This window comes from Halorubrum rarum (genome assembly GCF_048380895.1).
In the GTDB taxonomy this organism is placed as follows: domain Archaea; phylum Halobacteriota; class Halobacteria; order Halobacteriales; family Haloferacaceae; genus Halorubrum.
In genome coordinates this window covers 24,474-36,688 of the sequence record NZ_JBLWMN010000020.1, presented here as the reverse complement: position 1 = coordinate 36,688, position 12,215 = coordinate 24,474, and the positions used below count along the sequence as shown (strand labels likewise).

The following is a 12,215-nucleotide window of genomic DNA, read 5'->3' as shown; positions in this document are numbered from 1 at the left end:
CCCCCCGCCCCCCCCCCCCCCCCCCCCCCCCCCCCCGACTCCCTCGCGCGCGGCTCACGGCGCTGCCGTTCGCATCCGAGGGCTCCCGTCGGTCGCCCTCGCGACTCGCGCGCACCGACCGCAGAGACCCGGTCGGCACGTCGTATTCGACGTATGAGTAGCGACGCGAACCGTCGGCCGGGACGTCGCTCGTCCACCAGCTCAGATCGCGCAGCCGACCTCGCGGTACATGTAGTGGGTCATCACGTACACGCCGAGGATGATCCCCGCACCCGCCAAAAAGGAGTGCACGGACAGCAGCGCGACGCCGGAAAACAGGTTCGCGATGTTGCAGCCGGCCGCGAGCCGCGAGCCAACTCCCATCAGCAGGCCGCCGATCACGTAGTTCGGCACCCGACGGCGTTTCGGCCTCCGGATCCGGAAGTCGCCGGAGGCGTACGCCGCGAGGAACGATCCGACGATCAGCGAGGCGATCATCAGCATGTCGATGGTGAGCGTGATATCTCCGTCACGGAACAACACCGACCCCCAGTAGTCGACGCTCGCGACGTCGTAGCCGGCCCCCGCGAGGAGGTAGCCGGCCCACCGGGCCTCGCTCCCGGTGATCGCCCAGTGGCCGTGTACCCAGAACCAGAGGCTTGCGACGATCGCCATCGCCACGCCCGCGGTCCGTGCGTCCCACGGGTCTCGGAGCCGCTTCGCGAGCGGGCGGTCGTCGTCCACGATCCCGCGACCGTACGCGATCGTTCCGTCGACGATTCCTCGGAGCCCGACGCTCACGGCCGAAAGCGACCGGACCCGACCGATCGACGCCTGCGCGCGGGTGTCCGCGCCGACGCTCGTCCCGCTGGCGGCATCGTCGTCGCCGGCACCGCCGGAGGGTTCGTCGGGGAGTTGGCTTCGACCCCTCACGAACGCGTACGCCAGCAGCCCGATAGCGACCGCGAGCGCGCCCGTGATCGCGGGCGAGAACGGTACGGAGAGGTACAGCGTTCGTCCCTCGAACGGGTTCAGCGTGGCGAAGTAGTACGTCTCCGCGACCGGGAACGCGAACGCGAACAGCACGTAGCCGACGAACATAAAGAGGAGGACGAGCCAGAACTGGAGGTAGCCCTGCCCCGCGCGATACAGCGTCCCGGAGGCGCACCCGCCGGCGAGGGTCATACCCAGTCCGAACACGAAGCCGCCGAGCAGCGACCCGAGCCCCCACGCCGGGGTCCAGAACCCGCGGAAGTAGCCGAAGGTAGCCTGTACGCTCCAGAACACGGTCATCACGGCGACACCCACGAGCACGCCTTTCAGCACGCGCGTGTCCTTGAACGCGACGAAGTCGCGGAACGCGCTGACGAAACAGAACCGCGCCTTCTGTAACAACACCCCGAACGAGAGCCCGACAGCGATGGAGACCGCGACGTATCCGACGGGCGAGAGAGCCATTAGCGGATCTCTTTCGTGGGACGGGTAAAACACCGCTGAAGACGGTAACCGTTCCCTTCGGTCGGAGGTCCGTTCAATACTTGCCGCCACATGGAACAGGGGGCAACGACGGTGACCTCCGGGAGGGCTTTACGCGAGAGACGTCTGCTCCCCGTATGAGCGACGACTGCGAACGTGGACCCGGCGGCGTGGAAGACGGAGCGGAACTCCGGCGGTCCACGGTGAGGGGCCGCGGACCCTCGGGGTCGCCGGCCGAGAGCGATCGCGGGACCCCTCGACGGCCGACTGATAGATGACCCGCGACAGTTCCGCTGACGACGGTTCCGACGCGACCAGACGCGCCCTGCTGCGAGCGGCGGCCGGCGCGACCGCGGTCGGGGCGGCGAGTACGGCCGGCTGTCTGGGGGTGACTACCCCCGCCGACGTCTCCGCGCGTCACGAGGTGACGGGAAACGTCGACTACGTCGTCGGTCCGGGATGGCTCGCGGACCACCGCGACGAAGTGACGGTCCTCGACGCTCGAGATCGTGAGCGATTCCGGCGCGCGCGAGTGTACGGGGCTCGCCACGTCCCGTTCGACGACCTCACTCGGCGGACACCGACCGCGGACGGTCTCACTCCGGCGGCGGACGCCATCGCCGACGCGGTCGGTGATCTCGGGGTCTCGCCCGACGACGACGTGATCGTCTACGGCGCGAGCGTCGGATCCCGCGTCACCCGCGTCGCGTTCGCGCTCGAGGCGATCGGCCACCACGGGTCGATCCGGGTGCTCAACGGCGGGTTCGACGGATGGAACGGCCGCGTCGGAACCGGCTCGCGAGACGCCGTCTCGCCGGTCGACTACGCTCCGAACCCGACGGAGGCGGCCTGGGTCACTCGCGAGTGGCTCGCGGACCGCGTCGGGACGTTCAACGAGGACGGACCCGGACTCGTCGACGCTCGGGTGCCGGAGGCGTACCTCGCCGCACCCGGTTCCGACGCGCTCGACCCCGGCCACGACCGTCACGGCCACCTTCCGGGCGCGATCAACGTCCACTGGGTCGGCAACGTCTCCGGGAGGGGAATGACCGATCCCGGACGGCTCATCACCCTGTACAGCGGTGACGCGGGGATCGACTCGGCGGAGACCGTCGTCGTCTACGCCGACGACAACGTCGACGCCACGTCGACGTGGCTGACGCTGAAGGCGATCGGCTTCGACGACGTGCGGCTGTACGACGGCGGGTTCGACGAGTGGGCGAACGTCGACGGGGACCGCGGACGCTACCCCGTGGAGACGGCGACCAACGTCGTGATCGAGACGGACGGGAGCGTCGGCGGAGACGACCGCGGCGGCGACTTCTCCTGTACCGGATGACCGACGGCGACAACGCCGCCCCCTCGACGGGGACCACGGACGCGTCCGGTCGGATCGTCGCCGTTCCCTGTGAGGGTGCCGACGTGCTCGCGCTGCTCGCGCTCGAAACCGGCGAACGACTCGGCGAGATCCCCGTCGGAAGCCATCCGGTTCACGCGACGACGTGCCGGGGACGGACCTTCGTCGCGACGATGGGCGAGCGCGCCGTCACCGCGGTCGGTCCCGACGGCGAGGTCCGGCAGATCGACACGGGGGTGCTCGGTCCCTCACACTTCGCGGTCGCCGGCGGGACGCTGTTCACCGCCTGTTCCGCCGGGGACGCGGTCGCCGTCATCGATCCGGAGACACTGACGCTCGTCGGTCGCGTCGCGGTCGGTGCGGAGCCACACGAGCTCGCGGCGTCGCCGGACGGCGACCGCCTCTACGTCGGGAGCCGCCGGGACGGCACCGTCGATGTCGTCGACGTCGCCGCCCGTGAGCGGGTCGACGCGGTCGACGTCGGACCGGACGCCCGCGTGCAGGGCGTGGCGCTCTCACCGGACGGTACGCGGGGGTATGCGATCGACCAGCGCGGCGCGAGGGCGGTCGCATTCGACGCCTCGGTGATGGGTGCCACGAGCGACACGAGCGACACGAGCAGCCGCCGGGTCGCCGACCGACTCCTCGAGACGGCTGCGGTCGGTGCGGATCCGTACGACCTGGTCGTCACCGCGGACCGCGTGTTCGTTCCCGGTCGGGCCGACGGAACGGTCCACGAGTTCGACGAGGATCTGGTGCTCCGGGACATCCACGAGCGTTTCTCCCGGCCAGTCGACCTGTTCCGGATCGACGGCGCGTGGTGGGTGCTCGACGCGGACGAGGCGGCGATACGGTCGCTCGACGGAGAGGTCGTCGAAACGGCGGCCCCCGGACTCGTCGCCCGCGCGGTCGACGGTCGACTGGTGGTGTCCCACTACGACGACGACTGCGTCTCGCTCGTCGACGTCGGCGAGGGGACCGTCTGGACCACCGAGGTCCCGTCGTACCCGTTCGGCGCGGTCGTCGTGTGACTCGCGGGTTCGGTCGGCTGTTTCCCCGACCAGTACGACACGCTCGGCGATGCCGGCGTCGGTCTGGCGGTCACGCTGTCGCGAGTATCGATTCCGTTCGCTCCGAGATCGGTCAGCCGACGCTCTTCGGGACGGTAATAATGCGGGACGTGTTTCGTGAGCTATCCGGATCGCCGCGTGATCCGTCGAGTTACAGCCGAGTCAGGTTCTTCGCTCGCGGCCCCTTATCGGCCTCCTCGATCTCGAACTCTACCTCCTGGCCTTCCTCGAGGTCCGGACCGCCGACGTCCTCCATGTGGAAGAAGACGTCCTCGTCCGCGTCGTCACTCTCGATGAATCCGTAACCGCCGGTGTCGTTGAAGAAGTCGACCTTGCCTTTCGCCATCGCATGTGTACAGTCTCACAACGAACGCATAAGTGTTGTGTCGGTTGACAACGAACGCATAAGTGTTGTGTCGGTTGACAACGAACGCATAAGTGTTGTGTCGGCTGTCGCGGATCGAATCGGCCGCGGAGACTTCGATACGCCCCGCTGGCTCCGTTGAGATCTCATCCTTCAGATATAATAGAGACTGAAACAGCCGGTCGTTGAAGAGCGCTTCTCGATCGATGACGGGAGTGGGTGTTGCAGTCCGCCGGTCGCGATCTACTATTTAAATAGCCGTGAGCGACGGCGATGGCTACTTATAAAGATCTAATGCGGTGGCGTCGCCGGCGCGACGCGCCGGCTGCAAGCGAGAGCCTCGCTCTCGCCCTGCGCGCCCGTGAGCGGCCGTCAGGCCGCGAACGGCCTCGCGCGAGGGAGTCAGGGGCGGTCGCCGAACGGTTCCGGCGACCGCCCCTGACGAGGCTGGGGAGGCATGAGGCGCGGGTGCGGTGCTGTCCGGGGTGGGACTCAAAGGGGCAGCCGTGATCCCCGCGAACGGAGTGAGCGGGGGCCCGGGAGACGGAGTCTCCCGGTGGGGCGAAGCCCGCCGCTGCAAGCAGCGTGGCGCGACGCGCCACGGGCAGCCGGCGGCAGAGCCGCCGGCGACACCGCAGTGAGGGAGCGACAGTGACTGAGCGAGGCGCACAGCCACTGTGTTAGAACCTGCCGAAATACCATCCGGAACCATCCGGAACCATCCGGAACACTCGCGGGTCTCGGCTTAAATACTCTCCCGGCAGCGAGCCGAGGAGGGGTCGCGGGCGACGGCCCGCCAACCAGTCGTCGAACGACACCGTCGTGAACGACGTGATCGCTTACTCGTACTCGCTGCCGACGACGTCGCGGATCCGCTCGGCGGTCACCGAGCCGACGCCGTCGACGTCGAGCAGGTCGTCCTCGGGCGCGGTCATCACGGCCTCGACGGAGCCGAAGTGCTCCAGGAGCGATCGCGCCGTGACGGGCCCGATGTCGGCGATCGAGGAGACCACGTACTCCTGTTGTTCCGCCCTCGTTTTGGTCGTCTTCTCGCCGTGGACGCTCACCTCGCGGTCTCGCGTCTCCTGCTCTCGACGGGCGATGGTCGCCAACAGTTCGGTCGTGTCCGTCTCCCCTTCCGTCCGGAGGACGCTGATCCCGAAATCGACCGCCAGTGACGCGAGCGCACCGCGGATCGCGTTCGGATCGATGTCGCGCTGGCCGTAGAGGTTCGTCCCCTCGACGACCAGTACGGGGCGCGCGTACGCTCGCGAGAGCTCGCCGACCTGCTCGAACATCGACCGGTCGGCGTCGAGCATCGAATCGACGAAGTCGGCCGCCGACTTCCGCTCGACTGCGACCCGATCCGAGAGCACGTAGTCGCCGACCGCGAGCGTCTCCAGCCGCGTGACGAGCCCGTCCCGCGTCGAGAGGTCCTTCGCTATCGTCGAGTCGAGCTCGCGCTGGTCGATGACGACCTCGACGCCGTCGTCCACGCCGGCCGTCGCGACGACGCCGTCGTCCGACTCGCCGTCACGAGCGTCATCCGCCGCGCGGACCTCCGATGCGAAGTCGGTGAGTCCGGTCGGGTCCTCGGAGCCGTCGACGTCGTCTCCACCAGCGGTGCCGTCGTTCCCGTCGGCGTCGACGTCGTCTTCGCCGACCTCCTCGCGTTCGCCTCCCTCGTCGCCATCGCGTTCGTTCCCGTTCGCGAACGTGGCGAGGTCCGCCTGTCCGTCCGCGCCGACCGATTCCTCGATCTCGCCGGTCGCCGCCTTCAGCTCCTCCAGCTCCTGTTCCATCTTCTTCTCCCGTCGACGGGATATCCAGAAGAACGCCTCGTCGCGTGTGTCGGCCGCCATCAGGACGACGACCTGCCCCTCCGCTTGCCGCCCCGTTCGACCCTTCCGCTGGATCGACCGGATCGCGGTCGGAACGGGTTCATAAAAGCAGACGAGATCGACCTCGGGGACGTCGAGCCCCTCCTCCGCGACCGAGGTCGAGACGAGCACCTCGAACTCGCCCGCGCGGAACGCGTCGAGCGTCTCCTGCTGCTGGTTCTGCGTCATTCCGTCGGAACCCTCCTTGTCGCCCTGCCCGACGAACTTCCGGACGTCGAAGCTGGTCGAGAGGAACGCCACGAGCGCCTCCGCGGTGTCGCGCGACTCGGTGAACAGGATCGCACGCTCGCCCTCGTTGATCCCGAGCGTCTCCGCCAGCAGGATGCGCGCCTTCGAGAACTTCGGATGGAGCCCGTCGAACGACTCCGCTTTGCGCATCGCCTCCCGCACCTTCGGGTCCGCGATCATCCGCTGGCTCGCCTTCGACGCACCCGACGACTGCGCGGCGTTACGCTGGCGTTCGAAGTAGCGACGAACGGACTCGACCGACTGCGTCTCGACGAGTTCGACCGCCCGACGGAGCTTCATCACCTCGGCGTGGGTGGACATCCCCTTGTAGCCGTCCGACTGGTCGTTGTCCATCATCCGCTTGAGCTTCCCGCGCATCTCGTTTAAGTCGCGCTGGGAGAGGTCGGGATTCGTCGTGTTCGTCACCCCCAGCGACTTCAGCTTCTCCAGTCGGTCCGTGATCACCTCCTGTAACGCGTCGCGGATCTCGATGACCTCGTCGGGGAGTTGGATCTCCTCCCAGCGAACGTCGGTGTCGTGGGTGTACTCGTCGACGTCGGCGTCCGTCTCGGTCATCACCTCGACGTTCCGGAGCCCGAGGTTCTCACACACGGTCGCTATCTCCTCGGTGTCGCCGCCGGGCGAGGCCGACATCCCCGTCACGAGGGGATCGGCGGCGTCGGCGTGGTAACGCTCGGCGATGTATACGTACGCGTAGTCGCCGGTCGCGCGGTGACACTCGTCGAAGGTGAGGTGGGTGACGTCCCGCAGCGAGATCCGGTTCCCGACCAGATCGTTCTCGACGACCTGTGGGGTCGCGATGACGATCCGGGCGTCCGCCCAGAGCGCGGCTCGGTCGTCCGGGCGAACGTCGCCCGTGAACACGACGATCTCGTCGTCCGGAACCGACAGCGCCTCCCGATAGAAGTCGGCGTGCTGCTGGACGAGCGGCTTCGTCGGTGCCAGAAAGAGGGCCTTCCCGCCCGTTTCGTGGAGTCGCTCGGCGGTGACGAGCAGGCTCACCGTCGTCTTACCGAGTCCCGTCGGGAGACAGACCAGCGTGTGGTCGTGCATCGCCGCGTCCGCGAGCTGCAGCTGGTAGCGGCGGCGCTGGAGGAAGTCATCGATGAGCAGCGGACGGTCTATCCCTGCGGCCTCGGTCGCCATCGGCGATACTTGGCCGTCATCGCCCTAAAGGCTTCGCGAAGCGGGGTGAAAGTTATCGCTCGGGAGCGTCGTCGCGGAACTCCTCGGGCACGTCCTCGTCGACCAACTCCGCCCACTCGTCGAGTCGGTCCCCGGATGGTGTGCGTGCGCTCATCACACTGATCGTCTCCACGATCCCCCTTAACCGTTACTCCGATCCGAGACGCCTCCCGGCGACGACACAGCGGCTACGCGGATCTCGGCGGTGGAACGAGGAAGACGTTGCCGGCCGCGTTCGCGACGATCTCCTCGGAGACGCTTCCGAGGAGGAGCCGGCGGAGCCGGCTTCGACCCCGAGACCCGACCAGCAGCGTGCTGGGGTCGTGCTCCCGTTCCGCGGCCAGGATCTCGGTCGCGGGGTCACCGTGCCGAATCTCCGTCCGAGCGTCGAGGCCCCAGTCGTCGAGGCGATCGACGAGCGAACCGAGGCGTTCCTCGGCGTCTGGGCTCCGGTCCGCGGTCTGGTCTTTCGGCGACTCGACGTGGACGAGCGTCACTTCCTCGGTGGCGTGACGGAGATACTCGAGCGCTTCGAACGCTCGATCGGCGTTCTCCGAGAAGTCGGTCGCGAACAGCGTGCGCTTGAACAGGTGGCGGCGGATCGTCTCGGGGTCGTCGACGCCGCGTTCGATCCGATCGACGAGCAGGGGGACGACGGTCGTCCGCGCAAGGTTCCGCGCGGTCGACCCGATCACCCGATTCTCGAGCGGGCTCTTCCCGCGCGACCCGACGAGTATCATGTCCGCCCCGACGGAGCCGGCGACCCCGTTGATCCGGCGGTGAGGCGTCCCGCGGACGACGTGCGTCTCGACCTCGAACCCGGCGTCCTCGATCGTCGACCGATACCGACGGAGGGCGTTCCGCCGCCGCTTCTCGAAGTCGATTCCGGGCATCCCCGAGTGGACGTTCGAGGGGACGACCGTCACGACGTGGATCCGTTCGATGCCGATGCGCTCGAGACAGCCGAGCCCGGTCTCGGACTCGATCATCGTCTCACTGGCCGCCGACAGATCGGTCGCGAGAACCGCGGAACGCATGCTCATCATCCGAACACCTCGATCCGATCTCCGACGGACGAGTTGAACTTGCTCATAAGACACAATACTGTGTGGCGGATAATAAGTATCCCGATCACCCACCACCGATCGCGGATACGGTTCCGAACGGGACGGGAGATCCGTGTCCTCGAGGTCGACGGTGCGGTCGACGGCGCGGTCGACGGTGCGGTCGACGGCGCGGTCGACGACGCGGGCCAAACGCCCGGAGACGTGACCGCCGAGAACGACTCCTCCAGTGCGTCGCGATCGGCGTCGACTCCGGGAAAACCGATCCGTAAGTTATCGGGAGAGATCAGTCCCCCACGGGAATATAGTATTGTGTCTTTAGTCCAAAACCGTTATATCGGTGAGGAGGGTACTCACTGCTAACGACGAAACATGAACGCGACAATACTCCACAATACTACGGGTGCGGGGAGATGACCGGAACGACGCTGTTCTCGGGACTGTCTCCGTCCGTCCACGCGGTGGCGCTGATAGCGGTGGTCCTCGTCGAAGCCGCGTTGTTGTACGTCGGCTACGGACTCCTGGAGGACGCGGTCGCTCCGACCGTCTTCGAACGTCTCAGGCAGACATAGATGTTGGAGGTATTGGGTCTCGGAGCCGACCTGTTCGCCCTGTTCGTCGTCTTCGGGTTCATGGTCGGCGTGTTCTTCGGGTTCTTCGGGATGGGCGGATCGTTCCTCGTCACGCCCGCCCTGTTGATCCTCGGCTACCCGGCACCCGTCGCGATCGGGAGCTCGATGGCGTTCGTGTTCGGGACGGCGGTTATCGCGACGATAAAACACTACGACGCCGGGCAGGTCGACTACCGGCTCGGCGCGCTGATGTTCGTCGGGATCACGCTCGGGATCGAACTCGGAAGCCGGCTCGTGTTCGGCCTCGAACTGCTCGGGATCGCGAACGTCGTCGTCGGCACCGCGTACGTGATCCTGTTGGCCGCCATCGGAATCCTGTTCACTCGGAGCGCGCTGAACGACGACGACGAGAGCGGCGAGGATACGGACGGTGACGATGAGGACACGGACGACGTGCCCGAGTTCGCGAAGAAGGTACAGTCGTACAACGTCCCGCCGATGGTGGAGCTCGCCGACGGCAGCAAGGCGTCGCTGTGGACGATATCCGGGGTCGGGGGCGCAGTCGGACTCGTCTCCGGGTTCCTCGGCGTCGGCGGCGGATTCGTCCGGATGCCGGCGATCTACTACGTGATCGGGACGCCGCTGGCGATCGCGGTCGGGACGAGCCTGTTCGGCGCGCTCATGTCCGGTGCGGTCGGCGCGTTCACGTACGGGCGTGCCGGCGTGATCGACATCGGGATCGTGACCGCACTACTCGTCGGGAGCGCGCTCGGCGCGCGGATCGGGTCGAGCGCGACCGCGTACGTCGACGAGAGCGACGTCACGATCTACTTCGGCGTCATGCTCCTGATCGCGAGCGCGGCGGTCGGCTTCGGCGAACTGGCCGACTGGCTCGCGATGCCGATCCTCGACCGGATCAGCTTCGTCCTGCTGATCGGTTCGGCGCTGCTCGTCTGTTCGATGATCCTGTATCACGGCGCGCTCGCCGTCCGACGCAGCGGTTCGACGTCGGCGGCCGCTCACGGCGGGGAGTAGCCGAACCGACCCGGAGAGCGACCGTCGACCGTCGAGACGCGGCCCGGATGAAGCCCGCGCGGCTCGGATGAAACCCGCGCGGCCCGGTGATCGAACGGCGACCGGGAGCTCAGTCCCGCATCGGAGCCGATCCGCCATCGGCGTCGCCGTACGTCGCCTCGAACGCCCGGATGAGCTGTCCCATGTTCGCGTACCAGTCGTTGAGCGTTCGTCGCATCTCGTCGGCGATATCGGCGGGATCCGCGGGATAGTAGACGTGGTAGTAGCCGCCGGACTCGTAGTTGACCTGCGCTTTCCGAACGAAGCCGTCCTGCAGGAGTCGCTGGATGGATCGGTACGCCGTCGATCGTTCCCTGTCGACGCGCTCCGCGACCTCGTCGACGGTCAGCGCCTCGTCGCTTTCGACCAGCGCACCGAAACACTCCCGGTCCAGTTCCTTCAAGTCGTAGATGCACTCCAGTATCCCCTCACACACCATCTCTTGACGGAGCTGTTCGGCCATTGAGCGTTGCATTGGTCGTTCGCATATCGGAGCCGCAGCACCAAAGTTATTGTGTATAATACACAATATAATGGGATTCAATTCGCGATCTCGCACCCGAGATCGGATACGGTAACTACGCGCAACACCGATTCTATATCGCGTATTGGCGGCACAGATCCGGAGACGGCTTCGGCGAGGACGAGTCAAAAGGAATTGGGGGCTACTTACACAACTATTATGCGGATCGGGCGCGTGTTCTACGTATATGGACGGAACGAACGACGAGCGGCAGCGGATCCGCGAACGGAAGAAACGGGAACTCCAACAGCGACTCGAAAACGGAGGCGATCCGGCTAGCGGCGGCGACGGGGACGCCGGCGTCGAGATTCCGGACGAACCGATCGCCATCGAGGGGACGGAGCACCTCCAACGGGTCGTTTCGGACCACGCAGTCGTCCTCGTGGACTGTTATGCCGACTGGTGTGGCCCGTGCCAGATGCTCGAGCCGACGATCGAGGCGCTCGCAGCGGAGCGCGTCGCCGCCGTGGCGAAAGTCGACGTCGACGCCCATCCCGGACTCGCCCAGCAGCTCGGCATCCGTGGCGTGCCGACGCTGGTCCTGTACGCGGACGGCGAGGCGGTCGAGCGGACGAGCGGCGTTCAGGATAAAGCGACGCTGCAGGCGCTTATCGACCGGTACGCCTAAGGACCGATCGGTGCGTCTCGGTGGGTGATCAGTCCTGGGTAACCGACTCGTTCGTCGTGCCTTCCGCGCAGTCACAGCCGCCACGTCGAATGAGGTCGACGAGGGCGTAGTCGGTCCCGCAGTCCTCACAGACGGTCCGGACGTCGACAAACAGCTCGTAGTGCCGTTCACTGACCACCTCCGCTCTGACGAGGCCGTCGAGGGTGGACTCGGAGACGGCGGCGGTCCGCCCTTCGAGCCGTTCGATCGTGTCGATTTTCGCGTCCGGGTCCGGAGTCCGGTCGGCGAGCTCCGCCTCCCGGTACTTCGTCAGGTACGTATGGATCGCCTGATGGGTGACGAAGTCGGATCGGACCTCATCGACGTCGACGCCGAGACGTTCGAGGTCGCGTTCCTTGCGGAGCGTGTCGGCCTGCGAGACGTCGTCGCCGGTCAACACGTGGTACGTGCTCGCGACGTCGTCCTCGATGACCGCCTCGCCGACCTCGCGGAGCGCGGCGGCCAACACCGCCCGGTTGAACGTGTCGGCCAGATCGCGGAGGCTGGTCCGCGCTCCCGTTTCACCGAGCCACTCTCGTTCGAGGCGGTCCCCCCAGCCGGATAAGTCGTACTGCTCGATGACCCTCGCGACCTTGCTGTTCGGCTTTCCGTCCGACGACGAGCTCATTACCACGGATACGCGTCCCGGCGTACAAAAACACCGGCCACCGAAGTCGACCGTACCGCCGGGAGCCGGGCCGGCGTCGAGACCCGCCTCGACGGCGGATCGAATC

At 67.0% G+C, this 12,215-nt stretch carries 11 protein-coding genes; 5 read left to right on the top strand and 6 right to left on the bottom strand.

Annotation, left to right across the window (positions count from 1 at the left end):
- Window positions 1-201: 201 nt before the first annotated feature.
- Window positions 202-1,437, bottom strand: a complete 1,236-nt coding sequence (locus ACNSN7_RS13555; protein WP_418282835.1) for a YeeE/YedE family protein — start codon at window positions 1,435-1,437, stop codon at window positions 202-204.
- A gap of 292 nt (window positions 1,438-1,729) precedes the next feature.
- On the opposite strand from ACNSN7_RS13555, the gene ACNSN7_RS13550 reads away from it, so the two are divergent.
- Window positions 1,730-2,794: a sulfurtransferase gene (locus ACNSN7_RS13550; RefSeq protein WP_418282834.1), complete on the top strand. Its 1,065-nt coding sequence runs from the start codon at window positions 1,730-1,732 to the stop codon at window positions 2,792-2,794.
- A complete protein-coding gene (locus ACNSN7_RS13545) occupies window positions 2,791-3,843 on the top strand; it encodes a YncE family protein (protein WP_418282833.1) in 1,053 nt (350 codons plus the stop codon). The genes ACNSN7_RS13550 and ACNSN7_RS13545 overlap by 4 nt, the downstream gene beginning before the upstream one ends.
- 190 nt (window positions 3,844-4,033) lie before the next feature.
- Here the strand turns inward: ACNSN7_RS13545 and ACNSN7_RS13540 are convergent, their stop codons facing one another.
- The 3 genes from ACNSN7_RS13540 to ACNSN7_RS13530 all read right to left on the bottom strand — a co-directional run bounded on the left by ACNSN7_RS13540 (window position 4,034) and on the right by ACNSN7_RS13530 (window position 8,624).
- Window positions 4,034-4,228: a cold-shock protein gene (locus ACNSN7_RS13540; protein ID WP_418282832.1), complete on the bottom strand. Its 195-nt coding sequence runs from the start codon at window positions 4,226-4,228 to the stop codon at window positions 4,034-4,036.
- Between the two features lie 857 nt (window positions 4,229-5,085).
- Entirely contained in the window at window positions 5,086-7,542 is a 2,457-nt protein-coding gene (locus ACNSN7_RS13535) for a DEAD/DEAH box helicase (RefSeq protein WP_418282831.1), read from the bottom strand.
- 227 nt (window positions 7,543-7,769) lie between these two features.
- Complete coding sequence (locus ACNSN7_RS13530; RefSeq protein ID WP_418282830.1) at window positions 7,770-8,624, bottom strand: universal stress protein; 855 nt, start codon at window positions 8,622-8,624, stop codon at window positions 7,770-7,772.
- A 434-nt stretch (window positions 8,625-9,058) separates the two neighbouring features.
- Here ACNSN7_RS13530 and ACNSN7_RS13525 point away from each other — a divergent pair, with 434 nt between their 5' ends.
- Both ACNSN7_RS13525 and ACNSN7_RS13520 read left to right on the top strand, forming a co-directional pair.
- Window positions 9,059-9,217 (top strand): DUF7512 family protein, encoded by a 159-nt coding sequence (locus ACNSN7_RS13525; protein WP_418282829.1) that lies wholly within the window; start codon window positions 9,059-9,061, stop codon window positions 9,215-9,217.
- A complete protein-coding gene (locus ACNSN7_RS13520; protein WP_418282828.1) occupies window positions 9,218-10,252 on the top strand; it encodes a sulfite exporter TauE/SafE family protein in 1,035 nt (344 codons plus the stop codon).
- 109 nt (window positions 10,253-10,361) lie between these two features.
- Here ACNSN7_RS13520 and ACNSN7_RS13515 read toward each other — a convergent pair whose 3' ends face one another.
- Window positions 10,362-10,766 carry a helix-turn-helix domain-containing protein gene (locus ACNSN7_RS13515; RefSeq protein ID WP_418282827.1) on the bottom strand — a complete coding sequence of 135 codons (405 nt, stop codon included), beginning with the start codon at window positions 10,764-10,766 and terminating at the stop codon, window positions 10,362-10,364.
- 235 nt (window positions 10,767-11,001) lie between these two features.
- Here ACNSN7_RS13515 and ACNSN7_RS13510 point away from each other — a divergent pair, with 235 nt between their 5' ends.
- On the top strand, window positions 11,002-11,442 hold the full coding sequence (locus ACNSN7_RS13510) for a thioredoxin family protein (protein ID WP_418282826.1): 441 nt from the start codon (window positions 11,002-11,004) through the stop codon (window positions 11,440-11,442).
- Between the two features lie 28 nt (window positions 11,443-11,470).
- On the opposite strand, the gene rdfA is transcribed toward ACNSN7_RS13510, so the two are convergent.
- Window positions 11,471-12,109 (bottom strand): rod-determining factor RdfA, encoded by a 639-nt coding sequence (gene rdfA / locus ACNSN7_RS13505; RefSeq protein WP_418282825.1) that lies wholly within the window; start codon window positions 12,107-12,109, stop codon window positions 11,471-11,473.
- Window positions 12,110-12,215 lie beyond the last annotated feature (106 nt).